General features: G+C 71.4%; 19 protein-coding genes. 7 read left to right on the top strand and 12 right to left on the bottom strand.

Going from position 1 to position 22,536, the window contains the following annotated elements:
• Positions 1-73 precede the first annotated feature (73 nt).
• The 4 genes from ACVFI9_RS09490 to hrcA are packed head-to-tail and all read right to left on the bottom strand — an operon-like array spanning position 74 to position 3,381.
• Positions 74-433 carry a histidine triad nucleotide-binding protein gene (locus ACVFI9_RS09490; protein WP_474766032.1) on the bottom strand — a complete coding sequence of 120 codons (360 nt, stop codon included), beginning with the start codon at positions 431-433 and terminating at the stop codon, positions 74-76.
• A gap of 24 nt (positions 434-457) precedes the next feature.
• On the bottom strand, positions 458-1,192 hold the full coding sequence (locus ACVFI9_RS09485; protein WP_474766030.1) for a 16S rRNA (uracil(1498)-N(3))-methyltransferase: 735 nt from the start codon (positions 1,190-1,192) through the stop codon (positions 458-460).
• Between the two features lie 11 nt (positions 1,193-1,203).
• Entirely contained in the window at positions 1,204-2,304 is a 1,101-nt protein-coding gene (gene dnaJ, locus ACVFI9_RS09480; RefSeq protein ID WP_474766029.1) for a molecular chaperone DnaJ, read from the bottom strand.
• 54 nt (positions 2,305-2,358) lie between these two features.
• Positions 2,359-3,381 (bottom strand): heat-inducible transcriptional repressor HrcA, encoded by a 1,023-nt coding sequence (gene hrcA, locus ACVFI9_RS09475; RefSeq protein WP_474766027.1) that lies wholly within the window; start codon positions 3,379-3,381, stop codon positions 2,359-2,361.
• Between the two features lie 188 nt (positions 3,382-3,569).
• Between hrcA and ACVFI9_RS09470 the strand changes: the two genes are divergently transcribed.
• Together ACVFI9_RS09470 and ACVFI9_RS09465 are read left to right on the top strand one after the other, a co-directional pair.
• Positions 3,570-3,962, top strand: a complete 393-nt coding sequence (locus ACVFI9_RS09470; protein ID WP_474766025.1) for a DUF4870 domain-containing protein — start codon at positions 3,570-3,572, stop codon at positions 3,960-3,962.
• 118 nt (positions 3,963-4,080) lie between these two features.
• Positions 4,081-4,464 carry a DUF4870 domain-containing protein gene (locus ACVFI9_RS09465; RefSeq protein ID WP_474766023.1) on the top strand — a complete coding sequence of 128 codons (384 nt, stop codon included), beginning with the start codon at positions 4,081-4,083 and terminating at the stop codon, positions 4,462-4,464.
• Between the two features lie 6 nt (positions 4,465-4,470).
• Here the strand turns inward: ACVFI9_RS09465 and hemW are convergent, their stop codons facing one another.
• The 3 genes from hemW to lepA are packed head-to-tail and all read right to left on the bottom strand — an operon-like array spanning position 4,471 to position 8,238.
• The gene (hemW, locus tag ACVFI9_RS09460) at positions 4,471-5,697 is read right to left on the bottom strand and encodes a radical SAM family heme chaperone HemW (protein ID WP_474766022.1); all 1,227 of its coding nucleotides are present in this window, start codon (positions 5,695-5,697) and stop codon (positions 4,471-4,473) included.
• A complete protein-coding gene (locus ACVFI9_RS09455; protein ID WP_474766021.1) occupies positions 5,697-6,329 on the bottom strand; it encodes a DUF1990 family protein in 633 nt (210 codons plus the stop codon). Before ACVFI9_RS09455 ends, hemW begins: the two co-directional genes overlap by 1 nt.
• A gap of 52 nt (positions 6,330-6,381) precedes the next feature.
• On the bottom strand, positions 6,382-8,238 hold the full coding sequence (gene lepA / locus ACVFI9_RS09450) for a translation elongation factor 4 (RefSeq protein ID WP_474766019.1): 1,857 nt from the start codon (positions 8,236-8,238) through the stop codon (positions 6,382-6,384).
• 92 nt (positions 8,239-8,330) lie between these two features.
• Between lepA and ACVFI9_RS09445 the strand changes: the two genes are divergently transcribed.
• From ACVFI9_RS09445 to rpsT, 4 genes are all read left to right on the top strand, one after another.
• Positions 8,331-9,557 carry a sensor histidine kinase gene (locus tag ACVFI9_RS09445; RefSeq protein ID WP_474766017.1) on the top strand — a complete coding sequence of 409 codons (1,227 nt, stop codon included), beginning with the start codon at positions 8,331-8,333 and terminating at the stop codon, positions 9,555-9,557.
• Positions 9,554-10,177: a response regulator gene (locus tag ACVFI9_RS09440; protein ID WP_474766015.1), complete on the top strand. Its 624-nt coding sequence runs from the start codon at positions 9,554-9,556 to the stop codon at positions 10,175-10,177. Before ACVFI9_RS09445 ends, ACVFI9_RS09440 begins: the two co-directional genes overlap by 4 nt.
• A gap of 3 nt (positions 10,178-10,180) precedes the next feature.
• Positions 10,181-10,969, top strand: a complete 789-nt coding sequence (locus ACVFI9_RS09435; protein ID WP_474766013.1) for an alpha/beta fold hydrolase — start codon at positions 10,181-10,183, stop codon at positions 10,967-10,969.
• Between the two features lie 224 nt (positions 10,970-11,193).
• Positions 11,194-11,454: a 30S ribosomal protein S20 gene (rpsT, locus tag ACVFI9_RS09430; protein WP_448004419.1), complete on the top strand. Its 261-nt coding sequence runs from the start codon at positions 11,194-11,196 to the stop codon at positions 11,452-11,454.
• 73 nt (positions 11,455-11,527) lie between these two features.
• On the opposite strand, the gene ACVFI9_RS09425 is transcribed toward rpsT, so the two are convergent.
• On the bottom strand, positions 11,528-12,940 hold the full coding sequence (locus tag ACVFI9_RS09425; protein WP_474766012.1) for an FAD-binding oxidoreductase: 1,413 nt from the start codon (positions 12,938-12,940) through the stop codon (positions 11,528-11,530).
• Between the two features lie 289 nt (positions 12,941-13,229).
• Here ACVFI9_RS09425 and ACVFI9_RS09420 point away from each other — a divergent pair, with 289 nt between their 5' ends.
• Positions 13,230-15,734 carry an ATP-binding protein gene (locus tag ACVFI9_RS09420; protein WP_474766011.1) on the top strand — a complete coding sequence of 835 codons (2,505 nt, stop codon included), beginning with the start codon at positions 13,230-13,232 and terminating at the stop codon, positions 15,732-15,734.
• Here ACVFI9_RS09420 and holA read toward each other — a convergent pair.
• From holA to leuS, 4 genes are all read right to left on the bottom strand, one after another.
• On the bottom strand, positions 15,703-16,746 hold the full coding sequence (holA, locus tag ACVFI9_RS09415) for a DNA polymerase III subunit delta (RefSeq protein ID WP_474766009.1): 1,044 nt from the start codon (positions 16,744-16,746) through the stop codon (positions 15,703-15,705). The genes ACVFI9_RS09420 and holA overlap by 32 nt on opposite strands.
• Positions 16,747-16,770: 24 nt before the next feature.
• Entirely contained in the window at positions 16,771-19,143 is a 2,373-nt protein-coding gene (locus ACVFI9_RS09410; protein WP_474766007.1) for a ComEC/Rec2 family competence protein, read from the bottom strand.
• Positions 19,144-19,839, bottom strand: a complete 696-nt coding sequence (locus tag ACVFI9_RS09405) for a ComEA family DNA-binding protein (protein WP_474766005.1) — start codon at positions 19,837-19,839, stop codon at positions 19,144-19,146.
• A gap of 94 nt (positions 19,840-19,933) precedes the next feature.
• Complete coding sequence (gene leuS, locus ACVFI9_RS09400) at positions 19,934-22,507, bottom strand: leucine--tRNA ligase (protein ID WP_474766003.1); 2,574 nt, start codon at positions 22,505-22,507, stop codon at positions 19,934-19,936.
• Between the last annotated feature and the right edge of the window lie 29 nt (positions 22,508-22,536).

Raw genomic sequence — 22,536 nt, 5'->3', positions numbered from 1 at the left:
GTGGAGCCGGTCCTCATCGTCGCGAACCTGCCGCGGCGCTGCGGGCCCCGTCTGGGCCTCGGAATCCTGCGGGTCAGCCGGCAAGCGACGCCTCCTCGAGGCCGCCCGCGAGCACGTGGGCGTGCACATGGAACACCGTCTGTCCGCCGCCGGGGCCCGTGTTGAACACCAGTCGGAAGTCGCCGTCGGCGAGCCTCGCCGCGACCTCCTGGGCCACCTGCACCAGCTCGGCGAGCAGGCTCGGGTCGCCGGCAGCGAGTTCGACGACGTTGCGGTACTCACCGCTCTTCGGTGCGACCACCACGTGCACCGGCGCCTTGGGTGCGATGTCGTGGAACGCCATCACCCGATCGGTCTCGGCGACGAATCGCGCGGGGATCTCGCGGGCGGCGATACGCTCGAACAGGGTCGGCCCGGTGCGCGAAGCGGTCATCCTCCCATCGTAGCGACGGATGCCTCACCACCGCCCGAGCGCGACGTTGAGCACCGCGATGGCGGCCGGCCCGGCGGTCGAGGTGCGCAGCACGGATGCCCCGAGCCGCACGGGTTCGGCGCCTGCGGCGACGAGCCGCTCGAGCTCGGCGGGCGCGATGCCGCCTTCGGGGCCGACGACGAGCGCGAGGTCGCGGCCGTCGGGTCGGAGGTCGGTGAGGGCCGCCGTCGCGGTGGGCTCGAGCAGGAGCATCCGCGCGTCGCCGAGCCGGCCGGCGAGTTCGGCGGTGGTGGTCACCGGCAGCACCTCGGGCACGCGCGAGCGGATCGACTGCTTGACCGCCTCGCGCACGATGGCGGCCCAGCGCAGTCGCCCCTTCTCGGCCTTCGGGCCCTCCCAGCGCGACACCGACCGGGCGGCCGCCCACGGCACGACCGCGTCGACGCCGAGCTCGGTGGCGGCCTGCACGGCGAGCTCGTCGCGATCACCCTTGGCCAACGCCTGCACGAGCGTGATGCGCGTCGCCGGCGCCTCCTCGACGAGGATCTCGTCGGCCTCGAGCACGAGCTCGCGGGCATCGGTCGATGCGACGACGCCGTGCACCACGGTGCCCCGGCCGTCGCCGATGGCGATGCGCTCCCCGGCTCGCACGCGGGCGACGGTGACCGCGTGCCGCGCCTCATCACCGGTCAGCGCGACCGCGTCACCCGGCGCGACGCCGGCGAGGTCGAGCGACTCGTCGAGGTAGAGGTGGCTCACCGCGACATCCGTCAGCCCAGGAAGCGGTCGCGGAGCCGCGCGAACAGACCCTGCTGGAAGTGGCTGAGCTGCGGCGCCGGCGCCTTCTTCGATGATGCGAACTGGTGGATGAGGTCGCGCTCCTTCGAGGAGAGCTTCGTGGGCGTGACGACCTGCACGCCGATCTTCAGGTCGCCGCGGCCGGCGCCGCGGAGCCTCGTGACCCCGCGGTCCTTGACGGTGAGGATCTCGCCGCTCTGCAGGCCGGGCCGGAGCTCGACGTCGACGTCGCCGTCGAGCGCCTTCACCGTCGTGTTCGTGCCGAGGATCGCATCGGTCATCGCGACCTCGAGGGTGCAGAGCAGGTCGTCGCCGTTGCGGCTGAAGACCTCGTGGCCCCGCACCTTGATCTCGAGGTACAGGTCGCCGTTCGGGCCACCGGCCGGACCCGCCTCGCCCGAGCCGGGCATCTGCAGCCGCACGCCCGTGTCGACGCCGGCCGGGATGTCGACGGGCACCGTGCGCCGCGCGCGCACGCGACCCTGCCCCTGGCAGGTGACGCACGGCGTCGCGATGATGGTGCCGTACCCGCGGCACGTGCCGCAGGGGCTCGACGTCATGACGTTGCCGAGGAGCGAACGCACCGAACGCTGGATCGAGCCGGTTCCGCCGCAGATGTCGCAGGTGACGGGCGACGTGCCGGGCTGGCAGCAGGAGCCGTGACACGTCTCGCAGATGACGGCCGTGTCGACGTCGATGTCGCGATGCGTGCCGAAGATGACCTCGTCGAGGCCGACCTCGACGCGGATGAGCGCGTCCTGGCCGCGCTCGCGTCGCGACCGGGGGCCGCGGCTCGCCTGCCCCGCGCCGAAGAACGTCTCGAAGATGTCGCCGAACCCGCCGAAGCCCTGATCGCCGAAGCCGCCGCCGCGGCCGCCCAGGTCGTACTGCTGGCGTTGCTTCGGATCGCTCAGCACGTCGTAGGCGTGAGTGACCTCCTTGAAGCGCTCGGATGCCTCGGCGCCGGGGTTCACGTCGGGGTGAAGCTCTCGGGCGAGACGTCGGTACGCCTTCTTGATCTCATCGGGGGTGGCGTCGCGCGAGACGCCGAGGACCTCGTAATGGTCGGCCACGGAGGGGCTTGTCCTTTCGATTGCCGGATGCCGGTCGGAACGACGGGCGGCGGATCAGCTCTCGCCGAGCGTGCGGGAGAGATAGCGGGCGACGGCGCGAACGGCCGCCATGCTGTTGGAGTAGTCCATGCGGGTCGGGCCCACGATGCCGAGTCGGGAGACGTCGCGCCCCGGGATCTCGAACGCACTCGACACGACCGAGGTCTCGCCGAGGCCGAACGGCGCGTTCTCGCGTCCGATGCGCACGACCACGGAGTGCTCGTCGGTGGCCATCTCGCCGAAGAGGCGCAGCAGCACCACCTGCTCCTCGATCGCCTCGATGACACTGAGGATGGAGCCGGGGAAGTCCTGCTCGGTGGCCACGAGGTTCGCGGCCCCGGCCACCACGAGCCGGTCGGGGCGCTGCATGCGCGCCTGGTCGGCCAGGGTCGCGGCGAGCGTGTGCAGCACCTCGGCGTGGCGGCGGTCGACGCTCTCGATCTCGCCTGACAGCGCCTCCGCGGCATCCGCCATCGTGCGGCCCCCGGCCGCGCCGTTGAGCCGCGCGCGAAGGTCGGCGAGGGTCTCGTCATCGACGGGGTGCTCCACCTCGGCGAGGCGCTGTTCGACCTGCCCGGAATCGGCGATGAGGATGCACAGCACCCGCGTCGGCGAGATCGAGACGAGCTCGACGTGCCGCACGCGGGCACTCGCGAAGCTCGGATACTGCACGACGGCGAGCTGCTTGGTGAGCTGCGACACGAGGCGCACGGTGCGCGCGAGCAGTTCGTCGAGGTCGCTCGATTCGCCGAGGAAGGTCTCGATGGCCTGTCGCTGCGCGGAGGTCAGCGGACGGATCTCGGTGAGCTGGTCGACGAAGACCCGGTAGCCCTTGTCGGTGGGGATGCGACCGGAGGAGGTGTGCGGAGCCGCGATGAGCTCCTCCTCCTCGAGGAGCGCCATGTCGTTGCGGATCGTGGCGGCCGACACGCCGAAGGCGTGCCGCTCGACGATCGTCTTCGAGCCGACGGGCTCCCGGGAGGCGACGTAGTCCTGCACGATCGCGCGGAGCACGGCGAGGCTGCGTTCGGAGACCATGACCCTCGCTTCCTCTCGCTTAGCACTCCCTGTATCCGACTGCCAATACTACCGCGACATCCTTCAAAAGAGGCCGTTGCCACCGCTCGCCACGCGGCGATACCGTATGGGTACTCCGCGGGTCCCAGCAGCGATCATCCCCCGTCGCGCCCACGCGGCTCCACCGTGAACCCCCTGAAAGGCATGCCATGACCGACCCGAACCTCCCTGCGTCCGATCCCAACGCCGCACCGTCGCCGCAGCCCGCCGCGGCCGCACCCCTGTCGCCCGAGCAGGACATCCAGTGGGGCTCGTTCGCCCACCTCGGCGGCATCCTCGGCTTCATCCCGGCCCTGATCATCTGGCTCGTCTTCAAGGACCGCGGCACGTTCACGAACACCGAGGCGAAGGAGGCCCTGAACTTCCAGGTCACCCTGGTCTTCGGCTACGTGATCGCGGCGATCCTCATGATCGTGGTGATCGGCGCCTTCCTGTCGTGGGTCGTGTGGATCCTCGGCGTGGTCTTCTCGATCATCGCCTTCCTCCAGGCCAAGGACGGCAAGCACTACCGCTACCCGTTCGCGATCCGCCTCATCAAGTAATCCGAACGTAAGTTTCGCCCGCCGTGGGGGCGTCCTACTCCCGTGGCGGCCGTCGCTGTGCCAGCATGAACACCGAAATGAGTCTCGCCGCGAGGACGAGCCCGAACGAGGAGATCTGATGTCCGACACCCCCACCCCGCCCCCGCCGCCGCAGAACCCGTACGAGCAGAGCCCCGCGCTCAGCCCGAACGACGAGAAACTGTGGTCGACGCTGATCCACATCGGTGGCATCTTCTTCGGCTTCATCCCGGCGCTGATCGGCTACCTGATCCTCAAGGACAAGGGCCCGTTCGTGCGCGCGCACACCGCCACGGCGCTGAACTTCCAGATCACGATGACGATCGCCTACGTGGTCGGCTCGATCCTGACGTTCGTCATCATCGGCATCTTCATCCTCATCGCCGTGTGGGTGATCGTGATCATCTTCAGCATCATCGCCGCGATCAAGGCCAACCAGGGCCAGCCGTACTCGTACCCGCTCACGATCAAGTTCGTGAGCTGAGAGGCGTCAGTCCTCGAGCAGGCGCCTGACCACGGCGTCCGCGAGCAGCCGCCCTCGCCTGGTGAGTGTCAGCCCACCGGCGAGGGCGGCTTTCGCGTCCACCATGCCATCGGCGATCAGTCCGGCGACGGCGCGACGGCCGCTCGGCGCGAGGGAGGCGATGTCCAGTCCCTCGCGGATGCGCGTGGCGAGCAGCACCCGCTCGGTCTCACGCGTCGACGCGACGAGCACCTCGCGGCCCACCGCGGGCGAGTGACCGGCGGTCACCCGGTCGGCGTACGCCGACGGATGCTTCGCGTTCCACCAGCGCACCCCGCCCACGTGGCTGTGCGCACCCGGGCCGACGCCCCACCAGTCGTCGCCTCGCCAGTAGCCGAGATTGTGTCGTGATCGGTGCTCGGCCGCCGTGGCCCAGTTGCTCACCTCGTACCACGTGTACCCCGCCGCGTCGAGCAGTTCGTCGGCCAGGTCGTACATGTCCGCCTCGAGATCATCGCTCGGCTGCGCGAGCTCTCCTCGTCGGATCTGCCGGGCGAGCTTCGTGCCGTCCTCGACGATGAGCGCGTAGGCGCTCAGGTGATCGGGGCGCTGGGCGATCGCGGCTTCGACGCTCAGGCGCCAGTCGTCGAGCGACTCCCCCGGCGTGCCGTAGATGAGGTCGAGGCTCACGTCGAGACCGGTATCCCTCGCCCAGCCGACGACGAGCGGCACGCGCTCGGGGTCATGGGTCCGGTCGAGCGCGGCGAGCACATGCGGCACGGCCGACTGCATGCCGAAGGACACGCGCGTGAACCCCCCTTCGGCGAGCGTCGCGAGGTACTCCGCGTCGACCGAGTCGGGGTTCGCCTCGGTGGTCACCTCGGCGCCGGGGGCGAGCCCGAACTCGGCGCGCACGGTCGCAAGCATCCGCACGAGGTCGTCTGCGGGCAGCAGCGTCGGCGTGCCGCCGCCGAAGAAGACCGTCTCGGCGAGGCGTTCGGGGACTCCGGATGCCTCGAGCACGCGCCGCGACATCCGCAGCTCGCCGATGGCATGGTCGGCGTAGTCGACCTGCCGGACGCCGCGCAGCTCGCTCGCGGTGTACGTGTTGAAGTCGCAGTACCCGCAGCGCACCCGGCAGAACGGCACGTGCACGTAGACGCCGAATGCGCGCTCGTCGGCGCCGAACGCGGCCGACGGCGGGAGGAGCCCGTCGAGCGGCGCCGGATCGCCGAGCGGGAGCGCCGACGCCATCAGGTGTAGGCGGGATGCAGGGCGCGGAGCTCGGTACGGGTGAGCTCGCGGCGCTTGCGGCGCTGCGTCGGCGCGACGCCGCGGGTGTCGAACATCGACCGGATGGTGAGCCATACGCCGTCGTCGTCGCGGTGCTCGAGGATGAACGACTCCTCGCCGCTCTCGGGACCCTCGGCGGTCGTGCCGTAGGCGAATCCGACGCGCTTCGGCTCGTCGATCACGTAGACGACGAGCACCGGGGTGCGATGGGTGAGGATGCGCCCCTTGCGCACGAGCGTGGCGGTCATGCCTGCGGCGATGTAGGGCGTGCCGTCGGGGCCGAAACGGTCCTCCGTGCGGAGACCGGGCTGCTCGGCGAGCGGAGTGCCGTCGGCGTCGTACACGATGCCCGGGTACTGGGCGCCGGTGCCGGGCGAGATCTCGGTCACCTCGAAGCCGGCGCCCCGCTGGATGCCCCAGGTCATCAGCGCCTCGGCCGATCGTGCGAAGCGCTCCTCGCCGGAGCCGAGGCGCACCGAGTCCTCCGCGGGCCGGAATCCGGCCGGCGGGTACCGCAGCAGGTCGGGGTCGAGCGTCGCGCCGATGGCGCCGTACGTGACCGACTGGTCGGTGAACGTGCTGCGTCGGGTCATCCGTTCATTCTACGGATGTCGCCTGACCGGCTCCCGGGAGCGCCGCGTCCGGCTACTTCTTGGCGTCCTTCTTCTCGGTCTCACCCGAGAGCGCGGCGATGAACGCCTCCTGGGGCACCTCGACGCGACCCACCATCTTCATGCGCTTCTTGCCCTCCTTCTGCTTCTCGAGGAGCTTGCGCTTGCGGGTGATGTCACCGCCGTAGCACTTGGCGAGCACGTCCTTGCGCATCGCGCGGATCGACTCGCGCGCGATGATGCGTGCGCCGATGGCTGCCTGGATGGGCACCTCGAACTGCTGGCGCGGGATGAGCTCGCGCAGTCGCCCGGTCATGAGCACGCCGTAGGCGTACGCCTTGTCGCGGTGCACGATGGCGCTGAACGCGTCGACCTGCTCGCCCTGCAGCAGGATGTCGACCTTCACGAGGTCGGCGGCCTGCTCGCCCGCGGGCTCGTAGTCGAGCGACGCGTAGCCGGCGGTCTTCGACTTCAGGTTGTCGAAGAAGTCGAAGACGATCTCGCCGAGCGGCATGTTGTAGCGGATCTCCACGCGGTCTTCGCCGAGGTACTCCATGCCGAGCAGGGTGCCGCGACGGGACTGGCAGAGCTCCATGATGGTGCCCACGTAATCCTTCGGCGCGAGGATCGCGGCCTTGACGACGGGCTCGCGTACCTCGGCGATCTTCGCCCCCGTCGGGAATTCGCTCGGGTTCGTGACCGTGACCGTCTTCTTGTCTTCGGTGGTGACCTCGTAGACCACCGACGGCGCCGTGGCGATGATGTCGAGGTCGAACTCGCGGCGCAGTCGCTCGGTGACGATCTCGAGGTGCAGCAGGCCGAGGAATCCGCAGCGGAATCCGAAGCCGAGGGCGACCGACGTCTCGGGTTCGTAGACCAGCGCGGCATCCGAGAGCTTCAGCTTGTCGAGCGCCTCGCGCAGCTCGGGATAGTCGCTGCCGTCGATCGGGTAGAGGCCCGAGAACACCATGGGCAGTGGCTCGGTGTAGCCCGCCAGCGCCTCGGCGGCGGGCTTCGACGCGGTCGTGATGGTGTCGCCGACCTTCGACTGGCGCACGTCCTTCACGCCCGTGATGAGGTACCCCACCTCGCCGACGCCGAGGCCCTTGGTGGGGCTCGGCTCGGGGGCGCTCACGCCGATCTCGAGGATCTCGTGCGTGGCCCGCGTCGACATCATCTGGATGCGCTCGCGCGGGTTGAGCTTGCCGTCGACCATGCGCACGTAGGTGACCACGCCGCGGTAGCTGTCGTACACGGAGTCGAAGATCATGGCCCGCGCCGGGGCATCCGCATCGCCCACCGGGGCGGGGATGCGCTCGACGACGCGGTCGAGGAGCTCCTCGACGCCGACGCCGGTCTTGCCCGACACGCGCAGCACGTCGTCGGGCGAGCCGCCGATGAGGTCGGCGAGTTCGCGCGCGTACTTCTCGGGCTCGGCCGCCGGCAGGTCGATCTTGTTCAGCACGGGGATGATCTCGAGGTCGTTCTCGAGCGCGAGGTAGAGGTTCGCGAGCGTCTGCGCCTCGATGCCTTGCGCGGCATCCACCAGCAGGATGGCGCCCTCGCACGCCGCGAGCGATCGCGAGACCTCGTAGCTGAAGTCGACGTGGCCCGGCGTGTCGATCATGTTGAGGGCGTACGACGTGTCGCCGACCTGCCACGGCATGCGCACGGCCTGGCTCTTGATCGTGATGCCGCGCTCGCGCTCGATGTCCATGCGGTCGAGGTACTGGGCGCGCATGTCGCGATCGCTCACGACGCCCGTGATGCCGAGCATGCGGTCGGCCAGCGTCGACTTGCCGTGGTCGATGTGCGCGATGATGCAGAAGTTGCGGATCAACGCGGGGTCGGTGGCAGCGGGCACCGGAGGATTGACAGCTCGTGGGGACATCCCGACGATTCTCCCATGAGTTGCCGACGCGACCGGCGAGCCGACTTTCGACGGATGTCTCGCGGCGACCCTGAGGCTACGCTGAAATCACCATGACCGTGATCGAGGCCACCGACGCACGCGTGGCGCCCTCCGCCCTGCGCCCCGTCTTCCTCACGCTCCGGTTCGGGCTGCACCTGCTCGTCGTCGGGCTCACGTTGTTCGTCGTGGTGCGCGCCCTCCTCGAGGACGCCCCGACCGAGGTGCCGGTCACGATCCTCGCGGTCGCATTCCTCGCCTGGTACGGCGCCGGCGTCGCCGCGGCACACCGGCACCTGCCGACCTGGGCGCGGGTGGCCTGGCTCGTCGCGCTGCTCGGGCTCTGGGTGGCGCTGGCGGCCCTGACGCCCGATGCCGCGTTCCTCGCGTTCCCCCTCTTCTTCCTCGAGCTGCACGTGCTGCCGGCACCCGTCGCGGTGCCGCTCGTCGTGATCACGTTCGGGCTGTCGGTGTGGGGCACCGCCTCGCACCTCGGTTTCGAGGTCGGCTCCATCCTCGGGCCGCTCATCAGCTCGGGCGTCGCCATCGTGATCGGACTCGGCTATCGGGCCATGTCGCAGGAGACGCGCGACCGCCAAGCACTCATCCTCGACCTGCTCGCCACGCGTGAGGAGCTCGCGGCGGCGAGCCGGGAGGCCGGCACCCTCGCCGAGCGCGAGCGCCTCGCGCGCGAGATCCACGACACCGTGGCCCAAGGCCTGTCCAGCATCCAGATGCTGCTGCACGCCGCCGAGCGCGACATCGACGACGAGCGCACCCGCGACAAGCTTCGCCTCGCGCGCGAGACGGCGGCCGACAATCTCGGCGAGACGCGCCGCTTCATCCGGGAACTCACTCCCCCGTCGCTCGACGAGCAGACCCTGCCGGCCGCGCTCCGTCGCCTCGTCGATGCCGTGAACGACCAGGCCGAGCAGTCGGGCTCTCCCACGCGCGTGACCTTCCGCACCAGCGGCACGCCCGTGGTCCTGCCCATGGCGGCCGACGCGTCGCTCCTGCGCATCGCACAGGGCGGCCTCGCGAACGTGCTCCGGCATTCGGATGCCTCGCGCGCCGAGCTGACCCTCAGCTACCTCGGCGAAGAGGTCGCCCTCGACATCGTCGACGACGGCGTCGGATTCGACGCCGTCGCCGTGCAGCGATCGGAGGCCGACGGCGTGAAGTTCGGGCTCCGGGCCATGCGACAACGCGCCGAACGGCAGGGCGGGAGCATCGTGATCGAATCCGCACCAGGCGAGGGCACCGCGATCTCGGTGCGCATCCCGGTGGTGGTGGCCGAGTGATCCGGCTCCTGCTCAGCGACGACCACCCCGTCGTGCGGGCCGGCATCCGGGCCTTGCTCGAGTCCGAGCCCGACCTCGAGGTCGTGGCCGAGGCCGCGACGGCCGAGGATGCCGTGCGCCTCGCCGAGACCTCCGGCGTCGACCTCGTGCTCATGGACCTGCAGTTCCCGGGTGCACTGCAGGGCGCAGAGGCGACCCGCCGCATCCGCTCGCACGACGGCGCCCCGCGCGTGCTCGTGCTGACGAACTACGACACCGATGCCGACATCCTCGGCGCCATCGAGGCGGGCGCGAGCGGATACCTCCTGAAGGACGCCCCGCCCGCCGAGCTCGTCGCGGCCGTGCGCGCGGCGGCCGTCGGGGAATCAGCGCTCGCGCCGGCGGTGTCGTCGCGCCTCGACAGTTCCCGCACGAGCGGTGAGCGTCTCACCGCTCGCGAGGCCGAGGTGCTCTCGCTGGTGGCCGAAGGCCGATCGAACCGCGACATCGGCCGCGCCCTCTTCCTCAGCGAGGCCACCGTGAAGTCGCATCTCGTGCACATCTTCGCGAAGCTCGGCGTCGGTTCACGCACCGCCGCGGTCGCACGCGCGCGAGAGCTCGGTGCGATCAGGGCGGGCTGACCGATGCCGCGCGCCCGCGTCGTGCTCGTGCACGGCATCCGCACGTCCGCCTCCATGTGGCGGCGGCAGCTCAGCGCCTTCGCCCGCCACGACATCGACGCGGTCGCGGTCGACCTGCCCGGGCACGGCGAGCGAATGGGGCATCCGTTCTCACTCGACGACGCGATGCGCGTCATCGACGAGGCGGTGGGGTCGTCGTCGACCGGCCCGGGTGACGATGCGCGACCGACCCCCGTCCTCCTCGTGGGCCTGAGTCTCGGCGGCTACCTCGCCATCGAGTACGCGGCGACGCATCCGGGTCGCATCGACGGGCTCGTCGCGGCCTCCTGCGGCACCCGGCCGCGGGGGCCGGGCCTCGCGGGCTACCGCCGCCTCGCCGAGATCATCGGCCGGATGCCCGACCGGGGCCGTGCCATGAACGACCTCATGGCGCATGTCTTCCTCTCCCGCGAGGCCGTGGCCGACGTGCTCGGCGGCGGCGTCGCGCTCGAGGTCATGTCGCCCGCACTCGGGGTGGTCGGCGAGCTCGACCCCGAGGCGGCGCTCCGGCGCATCGAGGTGCCCGTGTGGTTCGTGAACGGGCGGTTCGACCACTTCCGCATCGAGGAGCGGCGGATGCTCCGTGCCGCACGCGACGCCCGCCTCGTCGTGGTGCCCGGGGCGACGCATCTCGTGAGCCTCGTCCGTCCGGAGGAGTTCACCGCCGCGGTGCTCGGCGCGGTCGCCGAGCTCGAACTGCGCGCGGCCCGCGAGCAGCGCCGACGACGCCGTGTGGGTACCGCTCCGGCCTGACCTCCGCAGGGCGGTACGTTCACCGCCAGCCAGTTCGTCCCGCCCACGCGGTGACCGGCACGGTCTCCTCCGGCGCTGCGCGACTCGCTTTGGAGCCGCGGGGGGCGTACTGGTATCGTTGTCTGTTGGCTTGCGTGTGGGTCCCACCCCGCACGAGACGCCGCGTCGGCCCCTCTACCGCGCGCGGCACATCCGGTACCCGCACACGAACGAAAGAACACCACGTGGCAAACATCAAGTCGCAGATCAAGCGCATCCGCACCAACCTGAAGGCGCAGGAGCGCAACAAGGCCGTCAAGAGCGAGGTCAAGAGCGCCGTCCGCGCCACGCGCGAGGCCATCGCCTCGGGCGACAAGGAGAAGGCGACGACCGCCCTCCGCGTCGCGACGCGCAAGCTCGACAAGGCCGCCTCGAAGGGCGTGATCCACAAGAACCAGGCCGCGAACCGCAAGTCGGCCATCGCGAAGCAGGTCGCCGCGCTCTGACGCGGACCCGCACTGCCCGAAGGCCCCGCACGATCGTGCGGGGCCTTCGGCGTTCGCGGAAGCGAGCGCCGGATCAGCAGGCCGGAACGACGTTCTGGTTGAACCGGAAGACGTTCTCGGGGTCGTATTCGAGCTTGATCGCCCGGAGTCGGTCGTACGTCCGTCCCGGATAGGCCTCGCGCACGCGATCGGGGCCCTCGTTCTCGAGGAAGTTCACGTACACCCCCGCTCCTTCCGGCCGCAGGAGATCCCACGTCCGCGCCGTCCAGGCTTCGTGCGGCGACGCGTCCTCCTCGGGATCGAGCCAGACGGCGATCACCGCCACGAAGTAGCGCCGGTCACGATGCGCGAACGCGGTCGCGTCGTCGGCGACGCGAGCGTAGGCGCCGCCGAGTCCCCGGAGGTGGATCAGGTTGAACGGCGAGGACGCCGTCTCCGCCGCCGCGAGCATCGCGTCGAGGGCGTCATCGCTGAGTTCGTCGGCGAACATCATCCGGATCGACGCGCCGTGCGGCTCGGCCAGATGCGCCGTGAACTCGTAGATCGCCGGATACGGCATCCAGCTGAGGAGGTCGGCGACGGGCGTGGCCAGCGCGCGCAGCGGGGCCAGCGCGCGCTGACCCTCCTCCGCGCTGCCGCTCCAGGCCACGAGGACCATCAGGACCGGCCTGCCCGTCCATCCCTCGGGGATGAACGGCGCGTCCGGCGCCGCCGTGAGATTGGCGAGGGTGGTCAGCTCGTCGGGCGCCGCGACGGAGTAGTCGAGGTAGCCGCGGAGCACGTCACGGGTCGCCGGAAGCACGAGGACGCCTCCCAGGATGTGGCTGACGGGCGCGAGACGGTAGGTGAACTCGGTGACGATGCCCATGTTGCCGCCGCCGCCGCGAATCGCCCAGAACAGGTCCGGGTGCTCATCCGCGCTGGCCGTCAGGATCCGGCCGTCCGCGGTCACGACCTGGGCCGACAGCAGGTTGTCGATGGTGAGGCCGTGCCGACGCACCAGGAACCCGATTCCTCCGCCGGTCGTCAGGCCGCCCATGCCGACGGACTGAGTGTCGCCGGTCGAGAGGGCGAGCCCGTGCGCATGTGCGGGGCCGGCGAGGTCTCCGGAGGTCGCGCCCGCGCCGACGCGCGCGATGCGGGTCTCGGGGTCGATCTCAATGCCCCTCATCTGCGAGAGGTCGACGACGAGGGCGTCGTCGATGATGCTGAGCCCGGCGAGGCTGTGTCCCCCGCTGCGCACGGCCATCGGGAGTCCGTGGTCGCGCGCGAAGACGACGGCTGACGCGACGTCCTCCGCGTTCGCGGCGCGGACGATCGCGAGGGGGAAACGGTCCATCTTGATCGAGACGGTCCTGCGTGCATCGTCGTAGGCCGGATGCCCCACGGTCAGAAGCTCGCCGTCGAGCCGCGAGCGCAGCTCCGCGAACCCGTCGGAGCCGGCGCTGAGGAAGGGATCTGCGAGGGATGTTGCGGTGTCGGACATGCTGTGTTCCTTTCGAGAGTGAAGACCCGGAGTCGGAACTCGTTCGGCACGGAATCGTGCTGTTGCGACATCCGGCGGGGCGGAAGCCCCCTCGATTCCTCAGTGTCTTGTCGCGCCGGCGCAGCCCCCACCCACAGCGCACCCACACTTCCCCCCGACTGGACCAACACCCCGGCCCCTGGCGCGCCGTGGCGGTGTCTTTCGTGGTTCGGCGTCCGCCGCTATCGTGGGGGCACGGGGACGCCGCCGGCGGCGGGATCCCGGCAGCCGACCGATGGGGCACAGACGGGTGGCGAGAGGGCAGGAGAGTTTCGGAGAGCTGCTCCGCCGCTCTCGCGAGGCCGCAGGCTATTCGCAGGAGCATCTCGCCGAGCGCGCCGGGATCTCCGCGAACGCGGTCGGAGCGCTCGAGCGCGGTGAACGCAGGAGGCCCTACCCCGACACCGTTCGACGGCTCGCCGACGCCCTCGGCCTCGATGACGCGATGCGCCTCGAACTCACGTCGTCGCTGCAGCACGGAGCGGACGCGCCCGAGCAGGCGACGCAGGGCGTCGCGGCCCCTGTCGTCGGGCCTCCCCACGAGCCGACGCCGTTCGTCGGCCGCGAGCGCGAGGTCGCCGAGTTGCGGCGACTCACTGCGGACGATGACCTCCGGCTGGTGACGTTGGTGGGTCCAGGCGGGGTCGGAAAGACGCGATTGGCACTGCACGTCGCACTTCTGGCACCGGAGTGGTACGACAGCGTGGTCTGGGTCGAACTGGCCTCACTGGCCGATCCCCGCCTCGTGCTCGCCACGATTGCGAGTACGGCCGGGCTCGATGAGCCGGTCCGAGGCGATCCGATCGGCCCATTGCGCGACTGGGCGCAGGACCGACGCGTACTGCTGGTGCTCGACAACGTCGAGCACCTGCTCGACGCCGTGCCCGACCTCGCACGTCTCCTCGCGGCCTGCCCGCGACTCCACGTGCTCGCCACCGGTCGGGCGCCGTTGCGGCTGCGGGGCGAACGAGAGTTCCCGGTTCCCCCACTGGACGTCCCTCCGGCCGATCCGGGCGAGGCCGATCGCGACCCCGCGACGTTCGATGCCGTGCGATTCTTCGTGTGGCAGGCGCAGCAGCGCGACCCGGATTTCGAACTGACGGCGGAGCAGGCGCCCGTGGTTGCGGCCATCTGCCGACGAATGGAGGGTCTCCCGCTCGCACTCGAACTCGTGGCCGCGAGGATCAACGTGCTGAGCCCCGCCGAGATGCTGGATCGCGTCGACGATCTCATGCCGCTGCTGGTCGGCGGAGCCAGGGACCTCCCCGAACGTCAGCGGACCATGCGGGCGGCGATCGCCTGGAGCGAGCACCTGCTCGATCCCGATGCGAGCGCGTTGTTCCGCCGGCTCTCCGTCTTCACGGGAGGATGGTCGCTCGAGGCCGCCGAGGACGTGGGAGCCGAGAGCGCGGCGGAGGCCCATGCCGTCCTCGATCACCTCGATGCCTTGACGGAGCAATCGTTGGTGACCGTGGCGCACGGCCCGGTCGGAACCCGGTACGGGATGCTCGAACCGATCAGGCAGTATGCCCGGCAGCGTCTCGCGGAGAGCGGCGAGGATGATGCCACGCGCCGGCGTCACGCGCGGCACTTCGAGGCCCTCGCCCTGCGAGCGTCCCGGGAGGTCGAGGGCCGACGCGGCCAGATCGAGTGGCTGGAGCGACTCGAGCAGGAGCAGGACAACCTGCGCGCGGCGCTGACCTGGTCCGAGCACGCCGACGACGGCGTGGAGACGGGTCTGCGACTGGCCACCGCGCTCTGGCGGTTCTGGGAGATGCGGTGGCGCGTCGCCGAGGGCGATCGATGGCTGGCCGGCGTCCTGGCGCGAAGCGACGGATCGCCGCCGGCCCTTCGCGCGAACGCGCTCAACGCAGCGGGCAACCTCGCCCGCGATCTGGGTGACTACCGGCGAGCCACCGCGTATCACGAGGAGTGCCTCGCGATCCGGCGCGGGCTCGGAGACGCCCGCGGCGTCGCGATCTCGCTCAACAACCTGGGCGTGATCGCCCGGGACCAAGGCGACGCCGAGCGGACGCTGGTGCTCTGCGGCGAGAGCCTCGACCTGTTCCGCGAAGCGGACGACCGGCACGGCGCGGCGATCGCCCTGATCAGCCTGGCCATGGCAGCGGGGAGGCAGGATGACCTGCCGCGTGCGCGCTCCTGCTACGAGGAGAGCCTGGCGCTGTTCCGAGCCGACGGCGACCACTGGCACACCGCGTGGGTGATGACGTATCTCGCGGAGCTCATGGTGCGGACGGGAGACCTCGACTCGGCCAGGGCCCTGGCGGAGGAGGCTCTCGTGATGCACCGTTCGGCCGGGGAGGCGTGGGGTATGGCGACGGGGCTCGGGGCGATCGGCAGAGCCGATCAGGCCGAGGGCGCGCTCGAAGCGGCGGCGCGACGATTCACCGACGCCCTCCGCGTCGCGGTCGACGCGCGGGTCGACCGCGCGATCCCTGGCTGCCTGGCCGACTTGGCGAGCCTCTCGATGGCGGCCGGGGACCCGATTCGTGCTGCCCGGTTGGCCGGTGCCGCGGAGGCGTGGCGCACACAGGGAGGGCTCACTCGCGTCCCGATCCAAGACCAGGATCGCTGGGCGGCCCTGCACGCACTTCGCGCCGGTGCCCACGCCGCGGCCTGGCGGGAGGGCAGCGGGCTCTCCCGCGGGCAGGTGCTCGTCGAAGCGGCGGCGGTGCCCGACGCGATCCGCGCTGCCGTGCAGCTCAGTCCGCGGAGCGGCCGCGAGCCGAGATGATGCCGACGAGTCGTTCGAGCGCGAACACGGGGTCGCGCTCGGCGCCCTTGACCGCGGCATCGGCGGCAGCGAGCGACTCGATGACCCGACGGAGGCCCTCGTCGGTCCAGCCGGCGAGGTCGCGCCGCGCCCGGTCGACCTGCCAGGGCGCGAGCCCGAGTGAAGACGCCACCTGCGGCCCGCCGCCTCTGACCCCCGAGACCTTGGCCATGGTGCGGATCTTCATGGCGAACGCCGCGACGATCGGCACGGGATCGGCGCCGCTGTCGAGCGCGTGCCGCAGGGCGATGAGCGCCTCGCCGTGCCGCCCGGCGATCGCGGCATCGGCGACGGTGAACGCGTTCGTCTCGATGCGGCCGCCGTAGTACTTGGCGACCACCGCTTCGGTGATCTCGTCGGGGGCGTCGGCGATGAGCTGCCGGCACGCCGCGGAGAGCTCGGCGAGATCGTCGGCGAACGCGGCGACGAGGGACCTGAGCGCGCGCGGGTTCACGGTGCGACCCGCGGCCCGGAACTCGGCCGCGGCGAAGTCCTGCTTCTCGACGTCCTTCCGGAGTTCGGCGCAGACGATCTCGACGCCGCCGCCGGTGCCCGCGCGGATCGCGTCGAGGAGCTTCTTGCCGCGTTGGCCGCTCGCGTGGCGGAGCACGAGCGTCGTCGACTCCGCCGTCTGCTCGAGGTACTCGAGCGCATCGGCGAGGAAGTCATCGCTCGCACGTTCGACGCCGTTGACCCGGATGAGCCGGGGCTCGCCGAAGAGCGACGGACTCGCGAGGGTCAGCAGCTCGCCCCGGCGGTAGCCGTCGGCGTCGAGGTCGTTGACCTCGAGTGCAGGGTCTTCGGAACGGAGGAAGTCGCGCAGCAACGTGCTCGCTCGCTCGGCCAGCACGGTCTCGGAGCCGGAGATGAGCACGACCGGCGCAGGGCGGATCTCGTTCCACGTGAGCTGCGGGATGGCGACCTTCGCGCGCGCCGCCGTGCCGGTTCGTGCCGTGCCTGATCGTGCCGCCACCGCACCTCCCGTTCCCGCTCAAGTCTAGAGGCGACCTCCGACGCCGGGCTCGCTCCGCTCCGTCCAGAGGCGGAAGCTCCCGTCGCCTTCGGCCGTCAGCACCACCGTGCCCGACCGATCGGTGCGCACCGGAGCAGTGCCGGTCGCCGCGAGGAGGTCGAGCAGTCGATCGGTGGGGTGTCCGTAACCATTGTCCGCACCGACGCCGATCACGCCGACGGTCGCACCGAGTTCGCGGTACAGCGCCCCGCTCTGGTCGGCCGAACCGTGATGTGCCACCTTGACGAGGTCGACCGGCCCGAGGTCGACCGATCGAAGCAGCCGTTCCTGCGCGCCTTCGCCGAGGTCGCCCAGGAACACCCCGCGGTATCCGGGCGCGTCGAGCTCGATCACGACGCTCGCATCGTTCCCTGGCACGGCCCGTGGCTTGGGCCAGACGACCCGCCAACGGGCGTCACCGAGCTCACCGCGGTGGCCCGCCACCACCTCCACGAGTTCGGCGCCCGCCCGCGCCAGCGGTTCGAGCACCCGGTCGGAGCGCTGCCCGTCGAGCGGTCCGTGGATGACGGTGTCGACCCGGCCCGCCACGGCCGCCGCTCCCCCGGCGTGGTCGGCGTCCCAGTGCGTGAGCACGAGGAGGTCGAGACGCTCGATACCGAGGAGGGAGAAGCAGCGCTCGAGCGCGGCGGGTTCGGGACCCGTGTCGATGAGGGCAGTGGCGCCGGCCGAGCGGACGAGCACCGCGTCACCCTGGCCGATGTCGCACGCGGCGACATCCCATGCGCCCGGCCGCGTCGCCGCTCCGACCAGCGGGCCGCCGATCGACGCCCCGAGCGGCACCGCGACGATCGCCACGAGAAGTGCCGTCGCCGGCATGCGGAGCCACGCGCGGCGCGGCGGCGCGAAGGCGAGCCAGAGCGCGAGCCCCGTGCTCGCGAGCAGCAGCAGGGCGCCCGGGGCATCCGGGAGCCATGGCAGGCGACCGCCCGGGAGTCCGGCCGCGCCGTGGGCGACGAGGGCGATCCACGACGCGGGCAGCCACGCGAGCTGGAGGAACGCCATACCCACCGACGGAAGCGCCGGCAGAAGCAGGCAACCGAGCAGGCCGACGACCGTGCCGATCGGAGCGGCCGGCGCCGCCAGCAGGTTCGCGGGCACGCCGTAGAGGGCGATCGCGGGGTCGAGCAGCACCAGGATCGGCTGGCAGGCGAGTTGGGCGGCCACCGGCACGGCGAGCACCGCCGCGATCGGCGCCGGCATGACGCGCGCGAACACCGTCGCAACGGGAGCGGTGAGGAGCAGCAGTCCGGCGGTCGCGGCGGCCGACAGCGCGAATCCGTAGTCGCGGGCGAGCCACGGGTCGAATGCGAGGAGCACGATGACCGCGTCGGACAGGGCGGTGACGCCGCCGCCGGTCCGCCCGGCCGCGAGGGCGAGGAGCACCACGAGCGCCATCGCACCGGCCCTGATGACGCTGGGCTCCGGCGTGACGAGCACGACGAATGCGACGAGCGCGACCACCGCGGAGGCGACCCGCCCGGCCCGTCGAACGCGACAGAGGGCGGCGAGCCCGAACGCGGCGGCCGTGATGATCGCGCAGTTCGCTCCGGACACGGCCGTGAGATGGCTCAGCGAACTCGCCTTCATGGCCGCCTCGAGGGGTTCGCTCACTGCGCTCGTGTCGCCGATCGCGAGTCCGGGTACGAGCGCCCCGCCGTCGCCGCCGAGCCCGCGCGCCGCTTCGGCGAAGCCGAGCCGCAGCCCTGCGGCCCATGCCAGCCACGGCGGCGGAGCCGACGCAACGACGACGTCGCCCATGGCGCGGAGTCGGAACCCCGACGCCTCGGTGCTCGGCAACGGGCTCGCGCGGACCTCGAACGCGAGGCGGGTGCCGAACTGCGCCAGCGCGGCGGGCATCTGCACCGCGGTCGTGACGGGAACGGGCTGGGCCGACGACCCGTCGACCGAGACCAGTCGGGCGTCGAGGCGGAACGTCGGTTGGTCGGAGGTCTCAGCCCAGACCGGCGCCGACATGGCGTGCGGTGCCGCCGTCACCTCGATGACCACCTGCGCCGTGCGATGCTCGGCGGCCACGCCGGCGAGGGGCGACGCGTCACGCTGAGCGAGCGCCACCGCCGCCGTGGACGCGGCGAGGCCCGACGAGGCGAGCGCGACGAGGAGGACCGGCCCGGCGAACCGCAGGACGCCGCGGCCGCCGCGAACGCCGCGGCCGCCCGGCTGCCCGTGCGCGAAGAGCAGGGCGAGCACGGCCGCGCCCGCCGCCCACACTGCCGCGGCCACGAGGCGGGGATCGATGCCGGCACCCGGGGCGGCGACCGCGAGCCATGCGGTCCCCCACGTGGCCGCGGCGGGGATCAGCAGCCGCAGGTCGCCCACTCAGGGCGCCACGAGCTCGGCAAGACCCGTGAAGACGGCGTCGCCGATGCCCGCCACCTCGAGCAGTTGGTCGACGCTCGTGAACGGGCCGTTCGCCTCGCGCCAGTCGATGATGCGCTGCGCCAGCGCCGGGCCGATGCGGGGAAGGGTGTCGAGCTCGGCCGCATCGGCCGTGTTGAGGTGCACGAGCCCGTCGCTCGTTGCCGCAGGCCCTCCCGCCGCGCCGCCGCCCGGACCTGCGGCCGGCGACGGCGCCTGGCCGATCGCGAGCACGACGAGCTGCTCCCCGTCGACGACCGGACGCGCGAGGTTCACGGCCGCCGGATCGGCCTCGGCCGTGAACCCGCCTGCCGCGGCCACCGCGTCGACGACGCGGGCTCCCGCACCGAGCTCGACGAGGCCCGGCTCGGCCACGGCGCCGAGCACGTGCACGAGGAGCGGCGCCGTGCCGACCTCGGCCCCGGGGTTCGGGCCGGCGGACGCGGCACTCGTGCCCGTGCCGGCGGGCGCCTCGATCACGCCCTGCTGACCGCCGCCGTCCGATGCGAACGACATCACGGCCGCTACTGCGACCGCCGCGACGAACAGCACCACCGCGCCGCCGACGGCGATGCGGACCCGCGGCCCTGCTCGCCGCGCCGAAGGATCGAGCGCGGCGAGCGGGGCGAGCGGGTCGTGGTCGGTGGGCGCGGGCATGCCCGCACGCTACGAGCCGGCCTCCCGGCCCGGAGGCGTCACGACGCGCGTCGTGCGTCCGTCATCCGGGCACGACCCTGTCGAGGAGGAGTCGTCAGCGCCGCGTGGCGATGTTCACGAGCCGCGGCGCCCGCACGATCACATTCGCGATCTCGCGATCGGCGAGTGCGCGCACCACGCCGACGGAACCGCGGGCAAGCGCCTCGAGGTCGTCTGGCGAGATCTTCGGCGACACCTCCAGCCGGTCGCGCACCTTGCCGTCGACCTGCACGATGGCCGTCACCGACTCCTCGACGAGGAGCGCCGGGTCGGCCTTGCGCCACGGCACGAGCGAGACGGTCGGTTCGTAGCCGAGGCGCTCCCACATGTCCTCGGCCGTGTAGGGCGCGAACACGTCGAGGATCATCGCCGTGACCTCCGCCGCCTCGCGCACCGCGGCGTCGGCGGGGCCCGCGCCCGAGTCGATGACCTTGCGCGTGGCGTTGACGAGCTCCATGAGCCGGGCGACGACGACGTTGAACTTGAACGCCTCCATGAGCACGGGTGCATCTGCGAGCAGCCGGTGCGTCATCCGCCGCAGCGCCGGGTCACCGGTCTTCCATTCGACGTCGGGACTGGAGCTGACCTCGCCCGAGATGCGCCACGCGCGCGCGAGGAACTTCGCCGAACCGACGGGCGAGACATCCGCCCAGTCGATGTCGTCTTCGGGCGGACCGGCGAACGCGAGCGTCACCCGCAGCGCATCGGCGCCGTGCGCGCCCAGCTCGGCCGCGAACTCGACGAGGTTGCCCTTCGACTTCGACATCTTCGCGCCGTCCATGATGACCATGCCCTGGTTGAGCAGCGACGTGAACGGCTCCGTGAAGCTCAGGTACCCGAGGTCGAAGAGCACCTTCGTGATGAAGCGCGAGTAGAGCAGGTGGAGGATGGCGTGCTCGACGCCGCCGACGTACTGATCGACGGGCAGCCACTTCTCGGCCTCGGCGACGTCGAACGCCTGCGTGTCATCGTTGGGGTTCAGGTAGCGCAGGTAGTACCAGGAGCTGTCGACGAAGGTGTCCATGGTGTCTGAGTCGCGCCGTGCCGCTCCCCCGCAGTTCGGGCAGGCGACGTTCACCCAGTCCTCGGCCGCCCCGAGCGGGCTCGTGCCCTTGGGCTTGAGGTCGAGGCCCGCGGCATCCGGAAGCCGGACCGGCAGGTCGCTCTCGGGAACCGGCACCTCGCCGCACTCGGGGCAGTGGATGATCGGGATGGGCGTGCCCCAATAGCGCTGGCGGGAGATCAGCCAGTCGCGCAGGCGGAAGTTCTTCGCGGCCCGGCCGAGGCCGCGCTGCTCGAGCAGCTCGATCACCCGGCGGATGGCGTTCGACTTCGAGAGCCCGTCGAGGGGCCCCGAGTTGACCAGCCGCCCGTCGCCCGCGAGGGCGATGCCCGTCGCGGCCGGATCCTCGAGCTCCGCGCCCTCGGGCGTCATCGGCTCGCCGTGCTCGTCGAGCTCGATCACGGGGATGATTCCCGTGACCGGAGCGGTCGTGTCGACCACCACGCGCACGGGCAGCTCGAACGTGCGCGCGAAGTCGAGGTCGCGCTGGTCGTGCGCCGGCACGGCCATGATCGCGCCGTGGCCGTAGTCGGCGAGCACGTAGTCGGCGGCCCAGATCGGCAGTCGCTCGCCGTTCACCGGGTTGATCGCGTACCGCTCGAGGAACACGCCGGTCTTGGGCCGGTCGGTCGCGAGTCGGTCGATGTCGCTCTCGGCGCGCACCGAGTCCAGGTACCCGTCGAACCGGGTCTTCACCTCCGCGGATGCCCCGGTCGCCAGCTCGGCCGCGAGCTCCGAGTCTGGCGCGACCACCATGAAGGTCGCGCCGAACAGCGTGTCAGGACGGGTCGTGAACACGGTGACCCGCTCGTCGCGGCCCTCGATCTCGAATTCGACGTCGGCGCCGGCGGAGCGACCGATCCAGTTCCGCTGCATCGTGAGCACCTTCGACGGCCACGCGCCCTCGAGCTGGTTCAGGTCGTCGAGCAGCCGGTCGGCGTAGTCGGTGACGCGGAAGTACCACTGCGTCAGCGCCTTCTTGGTGACCACGAAGCCGCAGCGCTCGCAGTGCCCGTCGATGACCTGCTCGTTCGCGAGCACCGTCTGGTCGTTCGGGCACCAGTTCACGAGGCCGGCCTTGCGGTACGCGATGCCCTGCTCGTAGAGCTTCAGGAACAGCCACTGGTTCCACTTGTAGTACTCGGGGTCGCTCGTGTGCAGCTCCCTCGACCAGTCGAACGAGGGCGCATAGGTGCGGAACGAGCGCTTCTGCTGCTCGATGTTGTCGTAGGTCCAGCCACGCGGGTCGATGCCGCGCTTGATGGCGGCGTTCTCGGCGGGCAGGCCGAACGAGTCCCAGCCGACGGGGTGCAGCACGTCGAAGCCCTGGTGACGCCAGTACCGGGCGACCGTGTCGCCGTAGCCGAACGCCTCGGCGTGGCCCATGTGCAGGTCGCCCGACGGGTACGGGAACATGTCGAGGATGTACTTGCGCGGCCTGGTCTCGCCGGGGCGGCCGGCGCGGAAGGGCTGGAGCTCGTCCCACACGGGAAGCCACTTCGCCTGGATGGCGGCGAAGTCGTACGCGCCGTTGTCGGCGTGGGCCTGGTCCTGATCCTGTGCCACGTGACTCTCAATCGTGTGTCGCTGCGGGA

Source organism: Agromyces sp. NSFZ, from assembly GCF_056156205.1.
This window is presented reverse-complemented; position numbering and strand designations above follow the sequence as displayed.

Excerpts from the sequence above, each read along its gene's own strand:
- ACVFI9_RS09455 (WP_474766021.1), bottom strand. The coding sequence starts at position 6,329 with ATGACCCGACGCAGCACGTTCACCGACCAGTCGGTCACGTACGGCGCC.
- ACVFI9_RS09490 (WP_474766032.1), bottom strand. The coding sequence starts at position 433 with ATGACCGCTTCGCGCACCGGGCCGACCCTGTTCGAGCGTATCGCCGCC.
- ACVFI9_RS09435 (WP_474766013.1), top strand. The coding sequence starts at position 10,181 with ATGCCGCGCGCCCGCGTCGTGCTCGTGCACGGCATCCGCACGTCCGCC.
- lepA (WP_474766019.1), bottom strand. The coding sequence starts at position 8,238 with ATGTCCCCACGAGCTGTCAATCCTCCGGTGCCCGCTGCCACCGACCCC.
- ACVFI9_RS09465 (WP_474766023.1), top strand. The coding sequence starts at position 4,081 with ATGTCCGACACCCCCACCCCGCCCCCGCCGCCGCAGAACCCGTACGAG.
- ACVFI9_RS09445 (WP_474766017.1), top strand. The coding sequence starts at position 8,331 with ATGACCGTGATCGAGGCCACCGACGCACGCGTGGCGCCCTCCGCCCTG.
- ACVFI9_RS09425 (WP_474766012.1), bottom strand. The coding sequence starts at position 12,940 with ATGTCCGACACCGCAACATCCCTCGCAGATCCCTTCCTCAGCGCCGGC.
- ACVFI9_RS09470 (WP_474766025.1), top strand. The coding sequence starts at position 3,570 with ATGACCGACCCGAACCTCCCTGCGTCCGATCCCAACGCCGCACCGTCG.
- hrcA (WP_474766027.1), bottom strand. The coding sequence starts at position 3,381 with ATGGTCTCCGAACGCAGCCTCGCCGTGCTCCGCGCGATCGTGCAGGAC.
- hemW (WP_474766022.1), bottom strand. The coding sequence starts at position 5,697 with ATGGCGTCGGCGCTCCCGCTCGGCGATCCGGCGCCGCTCGACGGGCTC.
- ACVFI9_RS09405 (WP_474766005.1), bottom strand. The coding sequence starts at position 19,839 with ATGCCCGCGCCCACCGACCACGACCCGCTCGCCCCGCTCGCCGCGCTC.